This is a genomic window from Novipirellula artificiosorum, from assembly GCF_007860135.1.
GTDB classification, from domain to species: domain Bacteria; phylum Planctomycetota; class Planctomycetia; order Pirellulales; family Pirellulaceae; genus Novipirellula_A; species Novipirellula_A artificiosorum.
This window is the reverse complement of sequence record NZ_SJPV01000003.1, coordinates 597,780-622,616: the sequence shown is the minus strand read 5'-3', so window position 1 is coordinate 622,616 and position 24,837 is coordinate 597,780. Positions and strand designations below refer to the sequence as shown.

Below are 24,837 nucleotides of genomic sequence, written 5' to 3'. Positions count from 1 at the left end.
CCTTCCGGCTGTCCGAGCCTACTGACACCTACTCGACAACAACCCGGAAACCGGCGTGATAAACCCTTTGCCACTCGGGGAAGCCCAAACGATAGCTCGAGGTGGCACGGAACGGGCGGTCGTGCCAGGAGCCGCCGCGGAGCACCTTTTTGCCGCTGCCGGTGTTGCGTCCATCGCCTTCATCGTATGGGTACGCGTTGTAAGCGGACCGTGTCCATTCGGCAGCGTTGCCGTGCATATCGAACAAGCCCCACGCATTCGGCTGATAACTGCCTACCTTGGCGAGGTGGAGTACCCCGTCGCTTGATCGGGGGTCTTTCAGCTCGAAGTCGACTTGATGATTGGGATTGGGGATTGGCTTGGGATTGACGCCGTTTACTGCCATCTGTTGGACCGTAATATCCGCCAAGTTGGCGTGTTTGGAGAAATCGGCATCGAGGCCTCCGAAAGATAGCGGCGTATCGGCCCCAGCTCGGCAGGCCCATTCCCACTGGGCTTCGGTCGGAAGGGTCACCTTACGACCGGTTTTCTTCGAAAGCCAGGCACAGAACGCCATGGCCTTGTCCCAGGAAACGCGGATCGCTGGGTACCGCATGTCGTTCATGTAATAGCCCCGCTTCACCTGATCCTTGTAGTGCATGTCGTACACGCCGTTGAGATAGTCAGGGTCGAACTGCCGGAACTGTCCCAGAGTAACCTCCGTGGTTCCGATGAAGAACGGCTTGTCCATCCTGACGCGAGAAACCGGTTGCTCGACGGGCGTTTCGTCATTGCTACCCATGGAATACTCGCCTGTGGGTACGCTGACAAGCTTCATCGTCACCCCATCGCTCAACTCGAAAGCGAGCGTCTCGTGCTGGTGGGAGTCAACGCGCATTGGTTGTGGCTGGACCACGTTTTGCTCGTTCTGTACTGGAAGCTCGAATTTCTCCGACTTCTGATAGGGGTTCATGATCCGCTCCGGATCATAGTCAACGAGGTCGTACTGCTCGCGCAGCTCCTTCCGCCGTTCCAGGATCGTCGGCTTTGCCCCCGCCTCGCTCCAGGTACCGTGGTAGGGAGCGTTCAGGTCAATCCAGGTGATCAGACGCTCCCACGCTTCCTCGTCGAGCTTCACGTTATGGTGTCCCTTTTCGAGCATCTGAACGAGTTCACTCGTGTCGGCATGGAACTCGAGCGGAGTGAGCAGGTGATAATCGCCCTCGGGTCCATTGCGGCGAACGTACGGATGCAGCATTTCGTGCGCGTCCTTGGGGTTCGAAAGATCAGGGATACCGCAGTCGGCAAATTTCAGACCCGTGTTCGGTCCGGTACCGATGATGCGATCGGCCACCTGATAACGTCCTGCCCGGTCGTGGCCGTCCGGCGTAAGATCGTTAGAGCCGTCATGACAGCCTACGCAATACTTGTCGAGGACGGGTTGGACCTCGCGTTGAAAGCTGAGACCTCGCGGCGGGCCATAAAACGGTTCGAGTTCACTCGACGCACGATTCATGGCCGAAGCGCGTTGAATCATGGGGACCGTATCTTGGCTTTCATGGCAACCAACACACGAAAGCCTCTCGCCGGGCATGGCCACCGTCCAGCTTCGCATGAGTTGGAGCGCTTTGCCTTCCGCGTCGAGGGGTTGCATTGAGAACGGCGTATTGGCCGGAACCTTGAAGTTGGCGGAGCCGTCCGCATCGACCGGCGCGGTTCCGAGCAATTGCTTGGCATCCCAGCCAGCCTCCATTCCCATCGAATAGTGCCCTCCCTTGTGCCGCGGACCGTATTCATAACGATAGACGCGAAGGCTTTTCACCGTCCCCCGCGGGACATTCATCAGCCCTGGTCCTTCGTAGATGTTATTGATAAGCACCGTCGCATCTTTGTTTGTAAGATCGATCCGGTCCGGCATGAGCGCCGGGCGTTTTGTCGTGCGAAGTGGAATCGGCTCGAAGTAGCCGCCATCGCCGTTCGCTTTCTTCAAGCACAGCATGTTGTCGAACACGTCGAGCAGATAGACCGAGTTGCCGGTAACCGCCAGAAAGTACTTATCGCTCAATGGGTACGGGGTGTAGAACATTGGGCTATAGACTTTGGCCAAATCATCAATCACCAGCGGCTCAACCTCTTTGCCCCTGCCCGTAATCAACTGTACGGCGCCGTCAGCTTCGTGGCGGCCCTTGGAAACATCAAACAAGCATAGGGCGCCTCCCTTTGCGTTGCTGTGATGGCCGGTCACTGTCGCCAGGAACATGGAACGCTGACCAGGAATTTGTCTGGGGAAGAAAATACTGTTGGGCCAATAGGAGTTACTGCCATAAAACGCCTTTTGATCCGTTCCGTCGGGGTTCATCGTCATCAACACACGGCTGAAATAGTGAGCCGAGTCGGTGTATTCCCAACGGGCGTACATCACACGGCCGCTTTCCATCACCGTCGGATGCCAACTCGCATCCTGATCGAACGTGAGACGGCGAACGCCCGTGCCATCGGAATTCATTCGGTACAGATTGGCGACATAGGAATTGCCGCCGACGCATGGCACGCCTTCATAGCTGGCGGTCGAGGCGAAGAGGATACGGTCGTCGGGTAGGTAACAGGCGTCGTAGCAATCGACATCGGCACCCATGTCAGGAGTGACTCGGTGTGGCTTGCCACGCGGATCGCCACTGATGGGATCGATCTTCTGTTCGAACACGGCATACCCCATCCCTTCGCCCGGAGCCTCGCTCAATTCACCTTCTTCACAGTGCGAGGCGAACAGCAGCCGGTTGGCGTCGAAGTGCAGATCCACATCGCCGACAAACTTGCCGCCGTCTGGTTTGTAAACGGATTTGATCTCGCCCTCGTAAAGCGGCGACATGACGACGAGCTCATCGTCGTATGCGCCCGCAGCTTCGCCTGAAACCCGAGTCTGCCAATTCTTGGAAAACCGTTGCCCCTTTTTGCTGCGGACCATCAGCAAGTGGTCGAAGTCAAGCAGCGGGTTGGCCAACAAGGCCTCCTTCTTCAGCGTCGCGAATTCATCGCTATTTTCGTCGTCAATCACATCCAGCCGCTTCAAGAACTCCGTTCCCTTGGCATACTTGTCACCGAATTGGTTAATGAGATCTTCGATCGCCAACCGCAACGACTCGCGATTGCCTTCTCCACGGGCATGATGTCCGCCGTTCATCAAAGGCCCGTTTAGCACGCCGTCGTTGTGCTCTGGCAAGGGGACCTCTGGCATGGCAATCCTCGGGCCGTTACGCCGAGTTTTTTGGACATTACGGATCACCTTGAGTTCAGCGACTTTTTGGCCGACTTTGACGGAACTCTCGGAACCGGCGACGTCGAGGACCATCTCTCCCGTTGCGGGTTTGGGAATTGCAGCACCCCAAACAACTTTTCGATTCTGGCCAAGCACCAGTACTTCAACCTCATTCAAACGGGCTTCAAAACCGTCGCGATTCCAAATCGAAATCTTGTCAATCTTCACCAGCTCGCCGAGATCAACTTCCCAGCTGGGGGTCGGCATGTCATTGACCGTGTGCGTGACACTCCCCGCACTCCAATCGCCGTTGGTGTCACCATCGATGGCACGCGACGAAATGCCACCGTGGCCGATCGAGGTCTGCTGGGTTCCCTTGCCCAAGGCAACATTCTCATCACCACGGAAAACCTGTACTTCCGCAAGAGAAAGCGTCCGACTGTCACCAGGTAGACGGACCCTTACATATCGACCTTCGACGGGTTCCGCGGATGCGACACTCGAAACGGTAAGCCAGAGCAGAGAGGCAATCAGGCTAGCGAACCACTGGAATATGCGGGCAGAAAACTTCATCACGATTCTCCAAATCTATTTGCGCCGTTGAGGCCTATGTCGTCACACAGTGAGGTGACCCAAAAAAAACAGTTGTTAAAGGGACAATAAGTATTCGACCAGATCATCAAGCTGGTCTTCGGTGAGTATCGATAGCTTGCCATGGCCGTTCCCATGTTCAAAAGTCGTGACAACATCCTTCATCGTCGCGGCTCGTCCATCGTGCAGGTAGGGAGCGGTTCGCCATGCCTCAATCAAATGGGGCACGTCGACCGGTTGGCCCTCGTCCTGGCCCGTCGTGTAGCCAACGTCGCACATTCGCGAACTCGTGAACAACGGGGCCGGATGGCAATGTGCACAGCCGACTTGTTCAAAGATCTGTTCTCCCCGTCTGGCTGAATCACTTAGCTTTCCCTCAACTAAATGAGGACTTGGGATCGGCGTAAGACTCTTGAGGTAGGCGTCAATGGCTTGAGCGTCTTCTTCGGGGCGCACAGCAAATTGAATGTGCTGAATTCCGGCTCGAACCGCAGACTCGGCATCGGCTCGCACACCCAGCCACATGGCCGGAGGCGTGATGTGGGCGTAAAGCATCGACTTGACATTCTTGGGATTGCCAATCCCATCATTCATTAAATCCCAGTTTAATGCATCGGTTCGCGCATCGGGGTGACAGGTCGCACAACTCAGCCAATTCTGAAAACAGAGCGCCGAGTCATTAAAGAACATTTCCCCGAGACGCTCGGGTGTAACCTCCTGTTCCTTCCCCAGCTGTAGCAATTCACTCTCGGTCTGCCAATCCGATGTAAACCGAACGACTTCGACTGCGTCAGAAAAATAGTTGCCAACATAAATGACATCCCCATTCACCAACAAGGATCGAGGTCCAACGCCCTTCAGTTTGACACGTTTTCGCATCCCGGAAAGGAATGACAAATCATTGTGTGCATGTAGATGGGCTTCACCCTCAGGCAAAGAAGACTGAGAACGAATCTTTGATGTCAGGGCAGGCAAGTCAATGAGGGACAACTCTTGATTTCCAGCAGAGGAGACGACCAAGGTCTTTCCATCTTCCGAGAAACCAATGGCCCACGGATTGGCAAACCCTTGATCAATATCGTCCAACAAGACGGTGTATTCGAGTGTCTGGCTAGCGACGTCGATGACACTGAGCGCATTGGTGGAAACCCATCCCCTTTCAAGCTGAGTGGTCGGCACATGAAAACGAGCCATCAAATGGGTTGCGAACACCTTCTTTCCATCCGGCGAGATTTCCATTCCCCGAATGCCTTCGGCACCATTGACCAAAGGAAGCGTCTTGACTTCTTGGGTTTCGGTGTTGATCACGGAGACTTTTGAGGCAACGTATTCAATGTCCGCGCGACCGTCTGGAATATGGTTCGCGACAAACAGCAGCTTGCCGTCCGGTGTGATCGATGCCACGATTGGCTCTCGCAAAACGGCAATTCTCGCCATCGTCTCGCCTGATTCCAAATCGATCATCGACACGTCGTCGTCGAACCGATTGCAGACGTACAGCCGTTTTCCGTCAGGCGACACGATGGGTGACATTGGGGTGTGGCCCGTTTTGATCTCACCGACCAGCGAGCCCGAGTTGGCAATCCAAACACGCCCTTGATGACCTCCACCGGCGACATACAGCGTCTTGCCATCGCCCGACATCACCATGTCGGTTGGTTCTCCGGGCAAGTCCAATGCGCGGACAACCTGCTGTTCCTTCAGATCAAAATCGATCAGTTGCTTTCCCGTGGAAGCGAGAATATGGAGCGTTTTCCCATCCCGAGAAAGCAACAAATCGCTCGGCGATAGATAATCTTGGGCCGCAGACAAAGATGCCGCAAACAAAGACACCGCAAACAAAGACACAGTGAAACACAAAGCTATCACAGAGATGGCCGCTATCTTCATGTTTTCGGATCAGTGGGGAGGGCGGTTTTGCGTCTTGGCATTGCGGGATGGAGCACAGCCTTGCGGTTGACCAAAACGGATGGATCAGCAGCAAACAAAAGTCGGAACTTCATCCACAGCATACCGATCGATCATGGTTCGATGATCACACGGAAGCCGACGTTGAAAACCTTTTGGTGGGATTGGTAGGGCAGGCGATAGGAAGTGGTCGCCCGATGAGGTCGATCACACCATGAACCGCCCCGTGCAACTTTTCTCGTTTGCAGATTCAGGGCGTTTCGACCGTCGCCGGCCAGGTAGGGATACGCATTATAGTCGGATCGAGTCCATTCGGCCACGTTTCCATGCATGTCATAGAGTCCCCACGGATTGGGTGAGAACTGACCGGTTCCTTGGGGCGTCAGGATGCCATCATCAAAGCTTCGGTCACGCGGCACAAAGTCGGTTGTCGGTGATCGCCGGCTTACCGGAATGGGTTGCGGATCGACGCCCTGAACAGCGAGTAAGCCAATGGAATCGTCCGCAAGGTTGGCGTGGTTTTCGAAGCCCGCTTCGCCAAAATGGAAAGGCTTGTCACTGCCGGCTCGTGCGGCCCATTCCCATTGTGACTCGGTAGGGAGCGAAATTTTCAGGCCCGTTTTCTGCGATGCCCACTGACAATAGGCCATCGCTTCTTGCCAGCTGATACGGATCACCGGCATCTCTGGCTTGTTGGCCGGATACCCGGGGTAAATATGATCTTTCCATTGTTGGTCAATGGCGCCGCTGTCGTGCTTGGGATCAAAACGCCCGTATTGTTCGTTCGTAATTTCCTTGACCGACATCCAAAACGGCTTGTCAATTTCGACAATACTTTGAGGAACTTCGTCAGCTGCGCCTGTCAGTGATCCCATGACAAAACGTCCAGCGGGAATCTTGGCGAAGCTAAACGTTTGCCCGTCGATCTCCTCCTCGCGTGTCGCTGTGGCCAATTTCCGGACCATGGCTTCGCTGAGCGGCCATCCCTGCAATGGAAGGGGTTTGTGTTCCACCTTTTCTTCGGTTGGCATCACAAAGTCCGGGCGCACGATGGGATCTTGCGGCATCCACTCAATGTTATCGTCGATACAGGCAAACGAGTGCTTCATTTCAATGGTTCTGTCTGCTTGTACCCTTGTCTCTTCGGCGCTGTCTCGTTGTTGCATCCAAGTTGCGTAATACGGAACATTCAAATCGATCCAGGTCACGAGCCGATTCCAGCCGTCTTCATCCATTTTCACTCCATGATGTCCCTTTTCCAACATTTGGATGAGCTCGCTGGTGGACGCATGGTATTCCATGGGGCGGAGCAAATGCATGTCGCTTTCCGGTCCAGGGCGACGCACATAGGGATGAAGCGCATGATACGAGTTTGCGAATCCTGCATGCCCGGGCGAGTTGTCTTTGAAATCAGGTCGATCGCTTTCGGTTCCGTCATGACATCCGACACAGTAGCGATCGAGCATGGGTTGGACTTCACGCTGGAAACCAAACCCATAAGGTCTTTCGATTCCAGCCCAAGGGGTCAGTTTCTGTGGCATTTTTCGAGCGGCCAGCGCCATGCGTTCGGGTGGCGGAGTGCGAGTCGACTCGTGACAACCGACACAGGAAAGGCGTTCGCCAGGCATCGCGGCAAGCCAACTGCGCATGAGCTGAAGCGCTCTTCCGTTTTCGTCCAATGGCTGAATGGAGATCGGCATACTGTGAGGTATCGAGATCATCGCCGAGCCATCTTCCTCGACCGGCACGGTTCCTAAGATACGCTTCGTATCCCAACCCCCTTCGACAGCCAGCGTAGCATGGCCTCCATGCAATCGGTACGCATAACCATAGTTAAACAATCGCAACGACTTCACGGTGCCGCGCGGAATATCCTGTAAGCCGGGCCCTGCGTAGATGTCTTGAATGAAAAGGGTGGCATCTTCCGCTTCAAAGTCGCGGCGATCTGGAATGACCGGAGGCCGCTCACGTTTCTTCAGCGGAATCGGCTCAAACAAATACTTCCGATCGCTGGCCAACTTGACCATGTTGTCAAAGCGGTCCACCAGATAAAGTGACCACTGCTCCGAGGGATTCAGCTGACCTGAAACCAGGAAATAGTTTTCGCTCAAAGGATAGGGATGCAGAAAACGCGGCCACTTGTCCTTCATGTATTGGTCGATGATGACCGGCTCGACCTTCTTGCCATAGCCAGGAATCCGCTGGATCACGCCATCGGCCTCAAACTCGCCTTTTGCCGTGTCAAAGACGATCAACTCGCCAGCACGGGAAACGCCGTGGTGTCCTGAGCAAATCGCAGCGAATTGCGATGTTTTCCCCGGGATCTGCTTGGCGTAGAACATCGTGTTGGGCCAAAACGAGTTGGACCCGTAGATGCTGCGCAGGTTGGTCCCATCGGGATTCATCTGCATCAGGATACGAGTGAAGTAGTGCGCGTTGTCGGTGTATTCCCAGCGGCAGAATAGGATCCGTCCGTTCTCCATGACCCAGGGATACCAATCGTTTTCTTGATCAAACGTGATTTGCCGCATCCCCGTTCCGTCAGAATCGATTTCAAACAGGTTGCCGACATAGTCGTTGCCACTCACGCAGGGAACCGCATTGAGAGGCGTTGTGGTGCAGAACAGCAGCTTGCCGCTTGGTAGATACGTGGCGCTATAATGATCGATCTCGGGCATGACGGGTGTGATCCGTCGCTCGCCTGTCCCGTCGATGTTGATCTCATGGATTTGCTGCGTATTGCTCTCGGTGTCAATTCCCGTGAACAGCAGCTTGTCGGCATCGTAGTGCAAGCACAGGTCCATCACGCATTGGCGTTTGTCCGATGGCTGAAAAACGGTTTCAAATGTCTTGCTTTTTAGATCCAGAATTCGAATCTCATCTTCAAAGCTGGGCTGTCTTTCCTCCCCTCGGCTGCGCAAGTAGTTGGCATTTCCTTGCCAATTCGCAGGCATGCCGTCATTTTTGCTGGCTCGGAACAGAACTTGATCAAAGTCAACCTCTGGGTTGTTGACGACCAACGCCTCATAACGCAACGCTTCAACGTCGGAATCAGAAGCCTTCTCCTTTTTCAGTCGAGCAAGTTGCTGGAGGTATTGGGAAGCAGGATACGATGCATGTTGGCTGCCCAAGAATTCAATCGCTCGTTCTGCGTATTCAATCTTCTTTGCGACGGGCGTGAAGACATAGTCGAGGTCCGCCGGCGTGATAAAGACGTCCGCACTACCTGCTCTTTTCTGATTCTTTTTGGGTTTGTTTTCGACCTGAATCTCAAACACGTTGCTGCCTTGATGCAAAGGAAGCGAATAGAACGTGTCTTGGATGGGCTGCAGCAGCTTTCCGTTGAGCCGCAATTTGACTGGGCCGCTGACGTTAAAGCCTTGCGTGTAGTCCTGATCGGCAATCAGGTCACCGACCAGAAAAAGATCACCGTCACCGAGGCTTGCTCGATACATTCGGCTGATTTGCACGCGATCATCGATCTGCCAAATTTCAGGTCGCTCCGCCGCTTTAGCAAGGCTGCCGGTCCAGTCTTGAACATGAGCGGGATCGCCCACATAGACAGCACCCAAGTGGCAAGTCTGAGCACATAGCGACGAACCACCCAGTAACAGTAGTGCGAGCACCAACAGCTTTCGAGCATGCATTCTTCTAATCCTTCGCCAGGCGTTCTAACAACTTTGAATTATCTCCAACCCATCACCTTCCGGCTAGGGAGGTCGTGCAGGCTAGCATCACCCTGCTGCAGCATTGTCCCGATTCAACTTTAGGGTGGGTGCTGTAGCGGAAGTCGTGCAAGACTTTCGACGATTCACGCAGTAGACCGAAACTCTTGGCAAGTTTCGCTACCCTAATTTTGAAAGCTGACAAAAAAAGACGAGTGGGAGGGTGTTGTCCTTTATAACTCGCCTCTTCGAGATTCACGATTCTACGACAGATCGCGATAGAGCTCAAAGGCTTGGTCCGGTGTCAAACCATCATGAACCACACCGCGAACGGCCTTGATCATGCTGATCGGGTTTTCTGATTGAAAGACATTCCGTCCCATGTCAACGCCCGCAGCTCCTTCGTTGATTGCACAATAGGCAAGCTTCAGCGCGTCGTGTTCTTCCAATTTCTTGCCGCCAGCGATCACGATCGGAACGGGACATGCCGAGGTGACCTTTTCGAAATCTTTCTCGCAGTAATAAGTTTTGACGAACGTTGCGCCGTTTTCGGCACAAACACGCGTCGCCATTCCAAGGTAACGAGCATCTCGCACCAACTCCTTTCCAACGGCGGTCACGCCAAGAGTCGGAATGCCGTAACGGTTGCCCATGTCAGCGGTGCGGACCAGGTTTTCGATCGTTTTGGCTTCATACTGCCCGCCAATCGAGACCATGATCGCGAGAGCGGACGCATTCATGCGAATGGCGTCGTCGATCCCGAGGATGCATTCGTCGTTGAGCTCATTCAGCACCGTCGTACCGGCAGAAAAACGAAGCGAGATCGGCTTGTTCACTTGCGGGGGAATGCAACTTCGTAAAACGCCGCGGCTACACATCAGACAGTCAGCGTATTCGACCAACGGCAAAATACCCAAGTCAATCCGTTCCAATCCCGACGTTGGCCCCATGATATACCCATGATCAAACGCCAGCATCACGGTATGGCCACTGCGGGGGTTAAAGATTCGCCCCATGCGATCTTTGATTCCCCAATCGACGTGGTCAAGTCCTTTCAAGAAGAACGAGTCCTTCTTCACAGGGACACCAATTCCGTAATCATCTGCCTCGAGGTTACCGGTAGCTTCAGGCATAATCTCTCCTTTATGTGTTTAGGTTGATGCGGTGAATCCGCGTGCAAAAGCGTCAAACATGCAGGCGGTTGACACGGCGCCTGCGTCCAAGTGTCCGATGACTCGCTCGCCAAGATTTCGAGCGCGTCCAAATTTTGCGACCATGTCTTTTGTGCTCTCCGCTCCGGTTGCAGCCGCTTTTGCAGCCGCTTGGAGCATCGCCGGAATCCCGTTTTCCGCATTGGCAGGCATCGCGTCGACCGCTGGCTGCAAGGCATCGATCATCGTCTTGTCACCAATGGATGCCTTGGTCTGTTCTTTCACTTTTTTAAGACCCGCCGAAAACATCGAAGCGGTTTCCGCAGCGTTCAAAGACTCACCCTTAACGCCATCGCTCATGCCCAGGAAGAAAGCACCGATCAGCGTGCTGGTTGATCCACAGGACTCCGTCATGGCCGCAAAGCCCATGTCGCCAAGTACCTTCTTGAGTTCCGTTCCCTGCTGTGCGACACGGTCAACCGCCGTCATCGCACTGACGATCGCCGTACCATGGTCGCCGTCACCCGTCTCAGCATCCAAACCCGAGAACTCATCGGCTCGCTCTTTCAGGGAGACGAGTGCGGTCGCCGTCATTTTCGCTAGTCGTTGGCAATCGAATGAAGCCATCAATCCATTCCTTAAGCAGTTCGTATGAAGTAGGTTCTTGAAAACGAGCGGTCAACAAGTGCCGGATTCGTGGCACAGTCTGCTAGTCTGCACCACGATCTCTGTTGTCCGTTCCTTCCTTATCGCACGGTCCAGTAAGGCGTATCGCAGGGGGCCTTCAGTAGTGGAACATGGTCTGCGTCCAGCTTGCACAGGATCATTTGGAATCCGGCCATCTCCTGCACCGTGAGAATTTCGTCGACCAAGCCGGAGATAACTTCGATGCCCTGAGCCTCCAAGACTCGATAGGCTTTGCGGAAAATCAAATTCATTTCCATGAGCGTCGTTGCCCCAACCCCGTTGATAATCAACATGGTCTTGTCGCCAGCCTTTGCATCGACAGCCGAAATCAACGGCTCGATCATTCTTTGAGCGGTCTCGTCGGCCGAGAGAATTTTCGTCCGTCCTCCGCCAGCTTCACCATGTTGGCCCATGCCAATTTCCATCTCGTCGTCAGGCAGCTCGGAGATAGCTTGTCCATTTTGCGGATGGGTGGCTCCCGTCATCGCAACCGCCAGCGTTGCCATTTGCTTGTTGAATCGCTCCGCGATCTCGAGCACCTCATCGAGCGACTTGCCCGCCTCGGCCGCAGCACCCGCGACTTTGAAAAGGGGAACGCATCCCGCCAACCCGCGGCGGTCTTCATCCGGGGTGTCGAGCCCAGCGCTGATATCCTCGTGAGTCAGCAGCATGCGGACGTTCAACCCTTCTCGTTTCGCAAGTTCCATTGCCATGTTCGCACTCATCACGTCACCGGCGTGGTTCAGCACGACGAGCAGAATTCCTGCCTCTCGGTTGAAGGTCTTGAGTGCCTCGAGCAACTTCGGTGCACCCGGCGCTGCAAAAATGTCACCAACGACGCTGGCATCGAGCATGCCTTCGCCAACAAATCCGCTCAGTGCCGGTTCGTGCCCGGCGCCGCCAAGAGTGACCAAAGCAACCTTGTCCTTGGATTTGGGATGGGTCCGCACCACGATCTTCTCCGACATCAAGCTGACTTTGTCGGCATAAGCGAGCGTGTAGCCTTCGAGCAGCTCCGCGGCAATGTTTTCGGGATCGTTGAGGAACTTTTTCATTATCAATTTTTGAGTGGTCATGATTCGCTATCCGTTCTTCTTGATTAGGAATTCGACTCTTCGATTTGAAGAAACTCGATTGGCGCGCCTTCTTCGATCACGAACGCTACCGTCACACCTTCCATCGGAGTGAATGGATCAAGCAGCATTTCCGCGTCTTTCAATTCCGCAGCCAAGTCGTCGACTCGATACGCGATGTGCGGCATCGTCTTTAACATTTCGGGCATTCCACTTTGATCCTCAAACCGAAGCCACTCAATTCGATTGGGGCTCTGGTCGGGATCGGAAACATGGACTCCCGCCTCTTCCAGATAGGCCATGCCTTCGATGACACGATCGGTTGGGATGCCGATGTGATGTAACGTTCGCACAATTCTTCTCCTCGTGATGATCATTGATCCGAGCAGCATTCGAATGGCTGCCCGTGCAGAACCCTTGCCCCGATCGCCTTGAAAGGAATGCAGGCAACCGTTTCGCAATCGATTCTTAAAAAACAACAGACTTATTGGTGAACTCGAGCGCATCACCGTAGTGAGGCGACGCGTACTCCGAAACGATTGCTCCGTCTGGGCCAGCAATCATAAAGTGCCGAGCCTCAAGACGGTTGAGTGATCCCATTTCGCCTTGTTTCAGCGGTGTGCAATGCAAGGCAGTGATCCCGCCTGCCTTCAACTGGCTTTGGGGAAGCTCGATCGGTAAATCCTTGGTCGCCTCATCGTCGCCAAATGTGTAAACCATGCCGTGACGTACATGCCATGTTTCCATTTTTGCCGGGCCTTCTGGAACAGGTCGGTGGCAATGTTCGACGATCATTTGGCCGGGCAGCAAAAAGATCTCATGAGCAAAGTACATGTGCTCGGTGTTGTTGACCCAGAAAACACCGCCCATGCCGACATTCAGGAAGTCGTCTTGAGCGAAATCACTGGTCCAAAACTGGTCGGTTCGCAAGATGGGCGAAATCGGGTAACCAAAACGATCCATCATCTCATAGTAAGCCGCGAAAGCTTTGTCTTTGTTGAAGACGCCGTCGTCGTAGAAGTCATTGCGAGTGTAACTCTTGCGTTCACCGCCGGCCGCCCAAGTTCCGGCCGCTAAGGTGCCGGCCACAGCGCTCGATGTTTTCAGAAGGGTTCGACGGTTGACTGAGTTGGATTCGCTCATCGTTGGGCTCACTCTTTCAGGCTGGTGCGGGTCAGAAAAACGCTCCGCAGCAAACTGCAACGGCCGTTTGCCATATGGGACGCTGTTTCATATATACTATTTCTCAAAAGGAAGGTCAAGCTTTGCGGGCTCCAAAATATGGCCCCCTGTCCAAGGGAATTCAGCCGATTAGATTGCACAAAGCTGCTTTTTCAGCCAGCCTCGTCATCGCAACGCTCATGACTTACGGGGCGTTTCCACGGAGCGTTCTACATATAGAATGACCGTGGCGACTTGGTTGAGCCGCGGCTGAACCCCAAAAAACTTTGAGAAAAATAGATGCAGGAAGACTCCCGATACCAGGTTCCGAGCCTCGAACGTGCGCTGGTGATTCTGGAACGCTTGCTCGACCACCCCGATGGTTTGACGCTCGCTGAACTGACGACGGACCTAAACGTCCCAAAGAACAGTGTTTTTCGCATCACCAACACGCTGTTGGCACATGGATACTTGAACCGGGACGCGAACGCGAAACGCTTTTCGCTCAGTCGAAAGTTGCTGGTGATGGGGCAATTGAGCTTGGCGGATAAGCCGATCGTGCCCGCGGCGATCGATATCATGCAGGAGTGCCGTGATGAGGTACAAGAGACCGTGCTGATTGGAACACTCGTCGAATCCGAATTTGTGGTCATGGAACAAGTTCTCGGCTCCCACCCCTTTAAATTCTCCATCGACTTGGGCGTGCGCTTAGAGATTCATGTCTCCGCGCCAGGCAAAGCGATGTTGGCTTACCTAACGGAGCGTGAACTCGCGAAATCGCTCAAAGACTATCGCTTTGTCCGTTACAACGAGCAAACCATTACATCCAAGCGAGGCTTGATGGAAGAACTGCGTGGCATCCGCGAATGTGGATTTGGTTTGGATCGCGGCGAACAATTGCACGGGATTCACTGTGTCAGTGCGCCCATCTTTAATCGCCACCAACGTCCCGTTGCCGCGATCTGGATTACCGGACCCGAGGATCGCATTCCCAAAGAAGCATTCCCCGACCTGGGGCGAACGATGCGATCCTACGCAGACCAAATCTCAGAGCGACTGCTTTAAGGTTTCACAACTTTGCGTAACAGCCATAAAGCCTCTACCATGGGTTAGCCCGGATGATTCACGTAGGCCGGCAACAAGGTTGGGTTTTGGAACCCGTGCGTTAACTTTGAAAGAAAAGAGGGCTCCTCGGACGAATTAGTGGGTGAAAACCATCGAAAATTGGGCACTCGGGATCGGTGATTTGGAGTGCCTTTGCCGGTGCTCAAACACTCGCTCGGCGCTCCGCGGTAGGGGCTCATCCAACCCATTTGGCTCTCCCACGCAATGGGTGGGTAGCTTTTTGCCATCTTCATTCCGATCCCCCGGTTTTTTAAGGCATTTCAGGGCAGAAAGAAGGTGTTCAGCGTCATTCCATCTCGAAGCCCAAAAAGAAACCCCGGAAAGACACGCTCGTTCGACCCTTTCCCAGCGAGAAACTCTGGCTCATCCGGCGGAAGCGTGCGCAGGAGGTTTTCGAGGCATCTCTCCGGTGTCCCATCATTGCTGGCAGGAGCTATTTTCACTTGTTTATCGTGCAGTTTCCGGGAGAAACGGAGTGGAGCTCTGCAGAGGTGCAACTTGACAAGGGATATCCCGGTCGACGGTGCGCCAAGGGTGCTACCGGTTCCCGGCGGACGACCGTCCGTTGGGGACTCTTTTCTAAGAGATCATTGGACACCGGAGCCATACCTCCAAAAAACCTCGAGTCTGGGTTCCGCGCGCTTCCGTCGGATGAGCCGAAACTCTCCCCTTCCTGGCCCAGTTATCTCTCGGTAGGTTGCTCCGCAGCAGAGCCTGCCTTCTGTTTGACTGGGCAATCCTCAATAGGAAGGAGAGCAGACATCCAATTGTTTGCAGTGACATGTGGCAGGCGTACTTGAAAGTGATTGCCAAGACGCTCCGCAAGAAACGCGAATTGCTGCTGAACTGGTTTCGAGCCGGAGGGACGTTGTCATCCGGTGTTGTAGAAGGCTTTAACAACAAGCTAAAACTGATTACCAGAAAATCCTACGGTTTTCGCACCCAAGAAGCTTACGAAGCAGCGCTCTATCACAACCTTGGCGCGCTGCCTGAGCCAAAATTCACCCACAGATTCTTCTAAGGAAGCGAAAAGAGAAACCGATGCTGAGAGCTGTCGAATTCAAGTCTGTCTGTTACATGACCCTGGCCCTGTTGGTGTCAGCAGCGTCCACCACAGTCGCTCATACCGAGGAAACAAAGCAACCACTCGCACGGCAAGTCAAACGAGGCTTGCCCTTGCAAGTCCAGCAGGCATTCGGATTCGAGGACGCCCGCCTCTGGAGTGGCGGTACCCCCGTCACGTCCCCGCGAAGATCCGGCGCCGCAATGAAGTGGGAAAAGCATACCAAGAACCCGACGTTGGAATGCCGCCTTTCCCCCTTCGATCTGTCCGCCTTCAATGTCATGTCTTTCTGGCTCCATTCCAATCAAGCCGGTGATGCCACCTTCATGGTGATTTTGCCTTCAACTCGCGAGAAGGGGACGAACTCGTACTACTCCAATAAGATCACCGTCGACTGGGAGGGTTGGAAGAAGATCAACCTTCACTTCCGCTCCTTCGGTAAGGCACGCGAGCCCAAGGGCTGGGACCACATTGACAGCATCCGCTTCGCCGCAAGCGGTTGGGACCAGGAGCCAACCGACGAGCCCGTCTGGGTCCTCGACGAACTCGATTTCGAGTACACCACGGAACCCTATCGCCCCATGGTCGCGGCGAAAAAATACGTGCCCGAGCCAGACCGCAGCGACTACCTGGACCACCTACGTCCAGGCCACCCCCGCTTGATTCTGCTGGACGAAGACTTGCCTCAACTGCGTCAGTTCATCGAATCGGACGAGCGAGGGAAAGCCTGGTACCGCCGTGCCAAGGAAAGCGCCGAACGCCTCTACAAACTCCCGGTCCGAAAACACGAACTCCCCGACGGCCGTCGCCTGCTGTCGATCTCCAGAGACGTCGTCAATCGCATCTACCACTGGGGCTTCTTCTATCGCATCGAAGGCGACAAGAAATGGCTCGATCGGGCCTGTCAGGAATTGGAGGCGGTGGTCGCCTTCCCCGATTGGAATCCCAACCACTACCTCGACACCGCTGAAATGATGCATGCCGTCGCCATCGGCTATGACTGGTTCTATCCGGGGCTGACCGAGCAGCAGCGAAAAACCATCCGCGACGGCCTGTATCACCACGGTCTGCGACTCTCTTACGCCGCATACATGGGGCTCGAGGCCGAAGGCACGCAGAGTTGGCGGCATGTGACGAATAACTGGAATTTCGTCTGCAATGGTGGTACCGGCCTGGCCGCCATGGCCTTACTCGATGAAATGCCCGATCTGTGCACCGAGATTCTCGACCAGGGCTTTCAGTACATCCAAATCCCCTTGGAACATTTCGAACCCGATGGAGCCTGGTGGGAAGGAGTCGGATACTGGGGCTACTCCATGCGATACCTCGTGCCCTACCTCCGCGGACTCGAAACAGCCTTCGGAACCGATTTCGGATTCATCCACTCGCTGCAGGGAACCGGGTTTGCCCAGGCAGGCGACTTCCCCGTCTACCTCGTCAGCCCCCTTGGAGGAATCTACAACTTTGCCGACTCTGGATCCGGAGGCGGTAAGTACAAGCATTCCCAGCTATTCTATCTTGCCAGCCGCTTTCAGAACCCGCTCTACCAGTACTTCCAGGAGCAACAAACGTCTGGCGGATTGGAAGATCTGCTGTACTACGAACCTCTTGAAACGAAAACGACGATCCGTGATATCCCGCTCGACAAATACTTCCGTGGCACGGAAGTAGCAACCCTGCGCAGCAGTTGGACGGATCGCGACGCCGCATTCGTTGGTATCAAGTGCGGTCGGAACGGAATCGCCCATGCCCATCAAGACCTCGGCAGCTTCATCTTCTACGCCCTCGGCGAAGAATGGCTGATCGACCTGGGCACGGAACATCAGACCTACCTCAGCCACCAACACCATCTGTCCCGATCCGAGTTCTATCGCATCCGTGAGGAAGGACACAACACGCTCGTCTTCAATCCCGGCCCCGGGTACTCCCAGGGTTCGAAGGCGACTGCCAAGATCGAACGTTTTGAAACTTCGCCAGACGACGTCTTCGCCATCGCCGACTTGACCGACGCCTACCGCCAACACGCCACGTCCGTGAAACGGGGTTACAGACTGTTCGATGACCGGACCACGTTCCTGATCCAAGACGAATTCACGGCAAAGAAAAAAAGCGACGTCTGGTGGTTTGCCCACGGAGCAGCCGGCACCGATTACTCCCTCGACGATTCGGGTAAGGTTGTCACCCTTCGACGAGGCAACCAGCGCTGCCAAGCCCGTTTGCTGTCACCCGCCGGCGCGAAGTTTCAGGTCATGGACGCAGCTCCGCTGCCGACCTCCCCAAACCCCAACATCCAGGAAACAAACGACGGCATGAAGAAGCTGGCCGTCCATCTGGAGGATACTCAAAGGGAAACGATTGCCATCTTGTTTGTCCCCCAGATGGACGAGAAGACGCCCAAGGAGATTGGGGCCACCCCATCGCCGCTCGAGGATTGGAAATTGCAGCACAAGTAAAAAAGGGGGGGCTAACGAATGCTGACGGATTTGTATTCTCTGATATGCCGCAGGCATTTCAGCCATTAGGCCCCGGTCGCGGTAGCGCACCGGGGGACACCATCCCGCCCGCACAACGCCGATCCCAACTCAGCCGCTCATGGCAGGCTGTGATTTCACGCTCGCCAATCCGTCTGCTTTCCATGCCGTGTAGCCACCCGTCAGGTTGACGATGCTCCGGAATCCAGCGGCTTGCAACACGCTGGCGCCAATTGCCGATCTTGCACCGCTGCGGCATTGGATAACCAGCTTCTCGTCGCGTGGCAGTTCGCCGAGCGTCTGAGGCAGTCGACCCAGGAAGTGGTGCTCGGCCTGTTCGATGTGACCTTCATTCCATTCTTCGTTGGAGCGGACGTCAATCAACTTCACCTCACCCGCTTCAATCGATGCAGCGAGGTCTGCGGGCGTTCCCGTTGCATAGACTTCGCTAGCCAATCCGGATTGGCGTACCGCGGTCGCATCAAAGCCGCCTTTGATTTCTTCGATACCGATCTTGTGTAGCAGCCTTGCCGCTTCCTCCAACTGTTCCGGTTCGCAGACCAGGTACGTCGGCCGATCGTAGTCCACCAACCACCCCGCCCACGCGGACAACATGCCTAGCGGAAGGTTGATCGTGCCGGGAACATGCGCTTTGGCGAACTCCGGTGATGGCCTCAAGTCAATGACCGTCCCGGAACTCAACGCATCTGCGAGCTTGCCGGAATCGAGCATCTTGTGATGATGGTTGGCGCCTAGAATCAAGGGTCCTTCTTTATTGACTCGCTTCATCACCGCAAAGTACTTCGGGGCTTCCGGCTGATCAGCCAGGATGTAGCGAACGAATGCTTCTTCGTCCGTGAACTGAAGTGCCGGGTTGAACAACTTTTCATAGCCCGCGGTCGACGAAGGAATCGCGCCGAGACCTTTGCCGCAAGCACTCCCCGCACCGTGCGCTGGCCAAACCTGTAGATAGTCCGGTAAGGACTTGAATCGCTCGGCCGACTTAAACAAGTCGCGAGCACCCGGCTCGGCCGTTCCCTTCAAGCCAGCCGCTTCCTCGAGCAGGTCAGGGCGCCCGATCGAACCGACGAAAATGAAGTCACCCGAAAAGATCCCCATTGGCTTGTCCGCGCCACCGCCTTGGTCGGTCAGCAGAAACGAAATGCTTTCGGGAGTGTGACCCGGCGTGTGCATGACGTCGAACCGAATGTTGCCGATCATGAAGTGATCGCCGTCGTGCACTAGTTCGCTGTCGTAGTCGTCCACGTAGTGGTATTTCCAGTCGGCCGGTCCTTCATCGGATAGGTACAGCTTTGCACCCACGCGATCGGCAAGTTCACGCGCGCCGGAAACGTAGTCGGCATGAATGTGAGTTTCCGCAACCGCGACCAACTTCACTCCTTCACGCTCGGCCATCTCGAGGTACTGTTCCACATCACGACCTGGATCAACGACGATGGCAACCTTGGCACGCTGACAGCCAACCATGTAGGAAGCGTGGGCCAGTTTTTGATCATAGAAATACTTGAGCAACATGCTTTGTTTCCCTTTTTGAAAATGGAATTCCGTTACAAAACAACCGACTTGAAGATCACGAACATCGCAACCAAGACGACTGCGATGGAAAAGGTTTTTTGAAGCGTGGGGCCTTTCAATCGCTTAGCCACCAAGCCGCCAAGCCACATCCCAGCAAATCCACCGATCATGAATTGAATCGCAACGTCGATCGAAAGCGGATTGCCGCCGGCGACATGGGATGCCACGCCGCTGATGCTAACCAAGACGATGACAAACAGCGATGTGCCAACGGCTTGGTGGATCGCCATTCCGCTGAACAGCACCAATGCGGGAACAATGACAAACCCTCCGCCAACGCCGAACATGCCCGAAAGAACCCCTGTCATCAGGCCGACCAACACGAGCAGTCGAGCACACTTCGAAGTCAAGCGAAGTTTGCCGTCTTCGTCTCGTTGGCACGCGCTGCGGTCACGACCCGGCTCGCTTTCGGTGACGCAAACGCCGCTGGCCAGTGTTGGATCCTTTGCCTTCGACCACATCCGAGACGCGACAACAAGCATGAGAATCGCAAACAGAACCAGCAGAATTTGCTCGGGCACCAGCTTTGACAGGTATGCTCCGACCGGCGCCCCCATCATTCCGGCAACCGCGAACAGCAGCCCGGTGCGCAACTCCACTTCGCCGCGCCTCAGTCGTGGCAACGCTCCGAAAAGTGCAGTCCCACCAACCGACGCCAACGAGATCCCAACCGCTTCGCGTGGTGCAACGGACAACCCGTAAACGAGCAACGGAACAGCGAAAATCCCTCCGCCTCCGCCGGTTAATCCCAAGGCGAAGCCAACGATCGCCCCAAAGAAGATCGCTAGGCCGAACATGATCCGCCACCGCATTGATTCCATGGCATCTTGGCGATCAGGGACGCCATGGGGCACAAACCCGTGCTACCGGCGAACATCAAGCCAGCACCGACAAATCCAGAAAGCGCGACGAAGTAGGGGTGAACGAAGTAGCCCAGTACAACACCGAGCACGACTAGAAAGCCAGCCGTTATCTGAACTTGTTGCATTAAAGGAAACGCCTTCTTACCGCGAACAACCGGCAATCCCGCAGCAGCCCAAGCGGTCGTACCCCCTTCGACGTTGACAACATTCTCGATGCCGGCGTCGATGAATTTCTTGCAAGCCTGCGCCGATCGATTCCCACTGCGGCAGATCAAATAAATGGGTTCAGCGGATCCGTTACTGCGTGATCCTGCGACCTCGTTCGGATCAAGCGATTCAAGAGGCACGTTTTTTGCGCACTCGGCGTGAACCTCGCGAAACTCAGTTGGCATCCGGACGTCGATCAAATCCACTTCGCCCTCGGTTGCTTTGTCGGCCAATTGCTTCACATCAATCGTCTGCATTTCCTCTTCCCCATGTCAAATGTGTCACCGCAGCGAGAGGTTAGCACCTGGGCAATCTGCCGCGCTGGCAAAATGCTTCGCCGACCCACGACGGTTGGTTGGCTTCTGCTGTCGATGGTCTCTTTCAATAATATTTAGTTAATATATCGACACCTAACGAGATGTCAACCCGTTTTTTCGCCGCGAATATTTCCGGCAGATCGAAGGCCACGTTTCGCCCATCGATCCGGCGATTCCGATTGCACGCCGGACGATCAACCGTGGCACTGCGAATGACGAAAAAACACGTCACCTGCCGCCCGATGACGCTCCCGCGAATGGGCAAGAGCCTCTGCACTCAGGGACAAGGGAAAAGTGGCTCGTCGTCTCTTCGACCCAAGTTTGGTAGAATCCCGTCATTAAAATCGCTCATCCGGCGGAAGCGTGCGCAGGAGGTTTTCGAGGCATCTCTCCGGTGTCCAATCATTGCTGGCAGGAGCTATTTTCACTTGTTATCGTGCAGTTTCCGGGAGAAACGGAGTCGAGCTCTGCAGAGGTGCAACTTGACAAGGGATATCCCGGTCGACGGTGCGCCAAGGGTGCTACCGGTTCCCGGCCGACGACCGTCCGTCGGGGACTCTTTACTAAGAGATCATTGGACACCGGAGCCACTTTGACGCATAGCATTGGTTTTTTCCTGATCCTCGTGACATTCAAGAGCGTGCCAAATGAATAGATTGCAAAACACAATTGCAAGCGGACCGAGTCATGAACATTCGTCATGTTCAGACGGGTACAAAAAGAACACTCATTGCTGCTTGTATTTAAAATGCACCCCTCTACTTCTGCTGCTTTTTATCACGCCGGCATTCGCCCAGGATGTTGATTTTGGCAGTCCCGAACGCGTGAAACCCTTTGAAGGAACTTGGGGCATCCGAATATTGCTACCGACATCACAAGACCAAAAAGCCTTGGATGATTTTGATGTCCCTGCTTTCATTGACCAAGTCACTCAATTGAAATCGATCTCCTATGTAATGATCAACCTTCATAATGGACATTACGGAAGTTATCACAACGCGCCGCATCCAGAATTGCGGGCGGTGCTTGGCAGAAAGCACTTCCCAGACCGCGACCTTTTTGGCGAAGTGGCGGACGCTCTGGTAGACCATGACCTAAAAGTTCTTGTCTACTTTAGCTCTCCAGCATTTGATTGGGCAGAGAAGTACGTTCCAGATCGATCCATCAAGGCTGTTTGGGAGAAACATATCCAATCCCAATCGATGTCCCATTGGGATGCTGTGTCGAAGCTGATTGTGAAACACTATTCAGATCAATATAGAGGGAAGATCTCCGGTTGGTGGTTTGACCGAACAAAGAGAACGATAGCAAACGCCCCAACGACGGATGCGGAGTACCAAACCTTGGCAAGAGCTGCCCGCAGTGGGAACCCCAATTCGATCGTAGCTTTTCATTATCGTGTAGGCCCCGTAAATCGGGGAACTCGCTACTGCGACTATACCGCGGGGCACCCCCATCCGATGGCCTACTCAAAGGGCCCATGGGATAATGTGAACTTGAGAATGGTAACGGCGATTGAAAACGGGCCTTATATACAGGGCGCCTTTGTCAATGATCAAGCCAAGCCTACCGCGACACCTGATCAAGGCACTTTGGGTCACATTTTCATGCCATTTCAAAGGAATTGGAAAAACGGGGACCCCAATTTCCCTACAGACCAGGCACTAGATTGGATGACGCGGGTCGTAAATGCTGGGGGGTTTTATACATGGGCCGTCGCACGGAATGGAGGCCTGTTTGCTGAACCTCAATTTCAGCAGTTACTTGAGATGGATGCAGCCATGGAACAAGATGAGCGTTCAGTCCACGGTGATTAGCTGGATCGCGCCACTTTTGAGCGGAAACGTGCCAATCCAAGCACGTGGCGCAAGCGAGTCGATTTTGCCTCCAACCGCAATCGGCGAAGCGTAAACAGGACGCTGGCCTGACAAGCCGCCGATGACTGGCCGACCTCGATCGAAAAGCTGTTAAACTTGGCAAAACTTGGCAAGGTCGAAATGGCCTGCCGACGAATGCAACCTCCTCGCCCGCATGCCCTCGATTTTCCCCACAAAACACCATGAATCGTCCCTTGTCGCGACACGTTTCTTTCTGCGCGTTCACCTGTTGCTGGCTCTTATTGGGCCAAGCGTTGGCAGCCGACTCACCCAACGTCGTTTTGGTTTTGGCCGACGACCTGGGCTACGGCGATGTCCAGCCGCTCAACCGGGACTCCGCCATTCCCACCCCAGCTTTCAATCGCTTGGCTGCGGAGGGCATGACCTTTACAGACGCTCACACACCGTCAGCGGTGTGTACGCCGACGCGTTATGGTTTGTTGACGGGACGCTATTGTTGGCGGTCTCAATTGAAACGAGGTGTATTGAATGGCTATAGCGCACCTCTGATCGAAGCGGATCGGTCCACGATCGCAAGCGTGCTTTCCGCGGGCGGCTATCGAACGGCGATTGTTGGGAAATGGCACCTGGGTTTGGGGCTTGACGGAGGCGAAAAGAATCTTGATCTCAGCAAGCCTCTGTCGCACTATCCAGGCACGCTGGGTTTTGATTCCTCATTCGTGATCCCTGCGTCCCTCGATTTTCCTCCCTACGTCTATTTCCGCGATGGCCAAGCAACGACCACGGACACATTGGATCAAGATGCCCAGTCGTTTCCTCCCTATACGCGGAAGGGGCCTCGCGCAGTCGATTTTGATATGCAGGGTTGCCTTCGCCGTTTGACCGATGAAGCCATCGCGGTCATCCAGTCCATGCCTGGCTCGGACAAACCGGTGTTTCTGTACTTCCCCATGACAGCCCCCCATAAGCCCGTGCTTCCGGAGGACGGATTTATGGGCAAGACCGAGCTTGGGGCCTACGGGGATTTTGTCTGCCAGGTCGATGCCATGCTGGGTCGAATCTTGGAAGCGATGGATGACGCAAAGGTCGCCGACAACACGATCTTGATCGTAACCAGCGACAACGGTTCCTTCATGTACCGTATGGATGCCGATGTTCCGGATCACTTGGATGATGAATCCGTTCAGGGTTTTCATCCCGACAGCCATCGCGCCAACGCGGGCTGGCGAGGAACCAAAGCCGATATTTGGGAAGGCGGACACCGTGTTCCCTTTTTTGTACGACTACCGGATCAGGCCCATGCCGGAACAAGGGTTGAAAACGTCGTTGGACTTGTCGACCTATTGGCGACGCTCACAGATGAGCTGAACATTCTGGTTCCAGACGGTGCAGCGGAGGACTCGGTTAGCTTCGCCAGTTTGTTGAAAAACGGCGGTGCAGCTTTTGATCGCCCACCACTGATTTGTCATTCGGCCGGTGGCATGTTTGCGATCCGAGATGGCAAGTGGAAACTGGTCGCCGGAAATGGTAGCGGTGGACGGGAAAACCCCAAAGGTAAGCCGTTCGAGGAACCTTGGATGTTGTTCAATCTCCAACAGGATCCGGCAGAAACAACCAACGTTGCTGAGCAAAACCCCGAAGTCTTTCAACGTTTGAAAACCCAGCTTCTTGAAATCAAAGATTGATTCGTGTTGCGACCTTGGAGCCGGCATGCAAAAAGCGTCGACCACCGAGCTGGCTGGCTGGACAGCGCACTTCGTGGTCGATTTACTGCAATATGCCGAGTCAATCTCGGACTGAGCGGCAAGGCACTCGCCCAATACCGCTAAATCGAGGTCCACTTTTCGCCGCACGGCGCAAGCCGTCCGGTATCGAGGCCTCGCCAA

Annotated in this window: 16 protein-coding genes; 5 read left to right on the top strand and 11 right to left on the bottom strand. The window is 54.7% G+C overall.

The annotated features are described in order from the left end of the window. Positions 1–28 precede the first annotated feature (28 nt). From Poly41_RS12100 to Poly41_RS12065, 8 genes are all read right to left on the bottom strand, one after another. The gene (locus Poly41_RS12100; protein ID WP_146526412.1) at positions 29–3,808 is read right to left on the bottom strand and encodes an SUMF1/EgtB/PvdO family nonheme iron enzyme; all 3,780 of its coding nucleotides are present in this window, start codon (positions 3,806–3,808) and stop codon (positions 29–31) included. A gap of 75 nt (positions 3,809–3,883) precedes the next feature. After that, a complete protein-coding gene (locus Poly41_RS12095) occupies positions 3,884–5,674 on the bottom strand; it encodes a cytochrome c peroxidase (protein WP_197231248.1) in 1,791 nt (596 codons plus the stop codon). A 173-nt stretch (positions 5,675–5,847) separates the two neighbouring features. Next, positions 5,848–9,381 carry an SUMF1/EgtB/PvdO family nonheme iron enzyme gene (locus Poly41_RS12090; protein WP_146526410.1) on the bottom strand — a complete coding sequence of 1,178 codons (3,534 nt, stop codon included), beginning with the start codon at positions 9,379–9,381 and terminating at the stop codon, positions 5,848–5,850. 281 nt (positions 9,382–9,662) lie between these two features. Continuing rightward, complete coding sequence (lsrF, locus tag Poly41_RS12085) at positions 9,663–10,532, bottom strand: 3-hydroxy-5-phosphonooxypentane-2,4-dione thiolase (protein WP_146526409.1); 870 nt, start codon at positions 10,530–10,532, stop codon at positions 9,663–9,665. Positions 10,533–10,550: 18 nt separating this feature from the next. Continuing rightward, positions 10,551–11,177, bottom strand: coding sequence for a DAK2 domain-containing protein (locus Poly41_RS12080; protein ID WP_146526408.1), 627 nt, complete (start codon positions 11,175–11,177; stop codon positions 10,551–10,553). Between the two features lie 119 nt (positions 11,178–11,296). Next, entirely contained in the window at positions 11,297–12,313 is a 1,017-nt protein-coding gene (locus tag Poly41_RS12075) for a dihydroxyacetone kinase subunit DhaK (protein WP_231615614.1), read from the bottom strand. A gap of 23 nt (positions 12,314–12,336) precedes the next feature. Next, entirely contained in the window at positions 12,337–12,663 is a 327-nt protein-coding gene (locus Poly41_RS12070; RefSeq protein ID WP_146526407.1) for a hypothetical protein, read from the bottom strand. Positions 12,664–12,778: 115 nt separating this feature from the next. Continuing rightward, positions 12,779–13,453 (bottom strand): hypothetical protein, encoded by a 675-nt coding sequence (locus Poly41_RS12065; RefSeq protein WP_146526406.1) that lies wholly within the window; start codon positions 13,451–13,453, stop codon positions 12,779–12,781. A gap of 318 nt (positions 13,454–13,771) precedes the next feature. Between Poly41_RS12065 and Poly41_RS12060 the strand changes: the two genes are divergently transcribed. From Poly41_RS12060 to Poly41_RS12050, 3 genes are all read left to right on the top strand, one after another. Further along, positions 13,772–14,536, top strand: a complete 765-nt coding sequence (locus Poly41_RS12060; protein ID WP_146526405.1) for an IclR family transcriptional regulator — start codon at positions 13,772–13,774, stop codon at positions 14,534–14,536. Between the two features lie 862 nt (positions 14,537–15,398). Continuing rightward, a complete protein-coding gene (locus Poly41_RS12055) occupies positions 15,399–15,617 on the top strand; it encodes a transposase (protein WP_231615621.1) in 219 nt (72 codons plus the stop codon). A 20-nt stretch (positions 15,618–15,637) separates the two neighbouring features. Then, positions 15,638–18,112 (top strand): heparinase II/III domain-containing protein, encoded by a 2,475-nt coding sequence (locus Poly41_RS12050; RefSeq protein WP_146526403.1) that lies wholly within the window; start codon positions 15,638–15,640, stop codon positions 18,110–18,112. Positions 18,113–18,241: 129 nt separating this feature from the next. Here the strand turns inward: Poly41_RS12050 and Poly41_RS12045 are convergent, their stop codons facing one another. From Poly41_RS12045 to Poly41_RS12035, 3 genes are read right to left on the bottom strand one after another with little or no spacing between them, the layout of a single operon-like run. After that, on the bottom strand, positions 18,242–19,666 hold the full coding sequence (locus Poly41_RS12045; protein WP_146526402.1) for an MBL fold metallo-hydrolase: 1,425 nt from the start codon (positions 19,664–19,666) through the stop codon (positions 18,242–18,244). A 32-nt stretch (positions 19,667–19,698) separates the two neighbouring features. After that, positions 19,699–20,523, bottom strand: coding sequence for a sulfite exporter TauE/SafE family protein (locus tag Poly41_RS12040; RefSeq protein WP_146526538.1), 825 nt, complete (start codon positions 20,521–20,523; stop codon positions 19,699–19,701). After that, positions 20,511–21,053: a rhodanese-like domain-containing protein gene (locus Poly41_RS12035; protein ID WP_146526401.1), complete on the bottom strand. Its 543-nt coding sequence runs from the start codon at positions 21,051–21,053 to the stop codon at positions 20,511–20,513. The genes Poly41_RS12040 and Poly41_RS12035 overlap by 13 nt, the downstream gene beginning before the upstream one ends. A gap of 707 nt (positions 21,054–21,760) precedes the next feature. Between Poly41_RS12035 and Poly41_RS12030 the strand changes: the two genes are divergently transcribed. Beyond that, positions 21,761–22,930, top strand: coding sequence for an alpha-amylase family protein (locus Poly41_RS12030; RefSeq protein ID WP_146526400.1), 1,170 nt, complete (start codon positions 21,761–21,763; stop codon positions 22,928–22,930). A 242-nt stretch (positions 22,931–23,172) separates the two neighbouring features. Beyond that, positions 23,173–24,636 carry a sulfatase family protein gene (locus Poly41_RS12025; RefSeq protein ID WP_146526399.1) on the top strand — a complete coding sequence of 488 codons (1,464 nt, stop codon included), beginning with the start codon at positions 23,173–23,175 and terminating at the stop codon, positions 24,634–24,636. The last annotated feature ends 201 nt before the right edge of the window (positions 24,637–24,837 follow it).

Excerpts from the sequence above, each read along its gene's own strand:
- Poly41_RS12025 (WP_146526399.1), top strand. The coding sequence starts at position 23,173 with ATGAATCGTCCCTTGTCGCGACACGTTTCTTTCTGCGCGTTCACCTGT.
- Poly41_RS12080 (WP_146526408.1), bottom strand. The coding sequence starts at position 11,177 with ATGGCTTCATTCGATTGCCAACGACTAGCGAAAATGACGGCGACCGCA.
- Poly41_RS12060 (WP_146526405.1), top strand. The coding sequence starts at position 13,772 with ATGCAGGAAGACTCCCGATACCAGGTTCCGAGCCTCGAACGTGCGCTG.
- Poly41_RS12100 (WP_146526412.1), bottom strand. The coding sequence starts at position 3,808 with ATGAAGTTTTCTGCCCGCATATTCCAGTGGTTCGCTAGCCTGATTGCC.
- Poly41_RS12090 (WP_146526410.1), bottom strand. The coding sequence starts at position 9,381 with ATGCATGCTCGAAAGCTGTTGGTGCTCGCACTACTGTTACTGGGTGGT.
- Poly41_RS12050 (WP_146526403.1), top strand. The coding sequence starts at position 15,638 with ATGCTGAGAGCTGTCGAATTCAAGTCTGTCTGTTACATGACCCTGGCC.
- Poly41_RS12065 (WP_146526406.1), bottom strand. The coding sequence starts at position 13,453 with ATGAGCGAATCCAACTCAGTCAACCGTCGAACCCTTCTGAAAACATCG.
- Poly41_RS12045 (WP_146526402.1), bottom strand. The coding sequence starts at position 19,666 with ATGTTGCTCAAGTATTTCTATGATCAAAAACTGGCCCACGCTTCCTAC.
- Poly41_RS12075 (WP_231615614.1), bottom strand. The coding sequence starts at position 12,313 with ATGACCACTCAAAAATTGATAATGAAAAAGTTCCTCAACGATCCCGAA.
- lsrF (WP_146526409.1), bottom strand. The coding sequence starts at position 10,532 with ATGCCTGAAGCTACCGGTAACCTCGAGGCAGATGATTACGGAATTGGT.
- Poly41_RS12030 (WP_146526400.1), top strand. The coding sequence starts at position 21,761 with ATGAATAGATTGCAAAACACAATTGCAAGCGGACCGAGTCATGAACAT.
- Poly41_RS12040 (WP_146526538.1), bottom strand. The coding sequence starts at position 20,523 with ATGTTCGGCCTAGCGATCTTCTTTGGGGCGATCGTTGGCTTCGCCTTG.
- Poly41_RS12035 (WP_146526401.1), bottom strand. The coding sequence starts at position 21,053 with ATGCAGACGATTGATGTGAAGCAATTGGCCGACAAAGCAACCGAGGGC.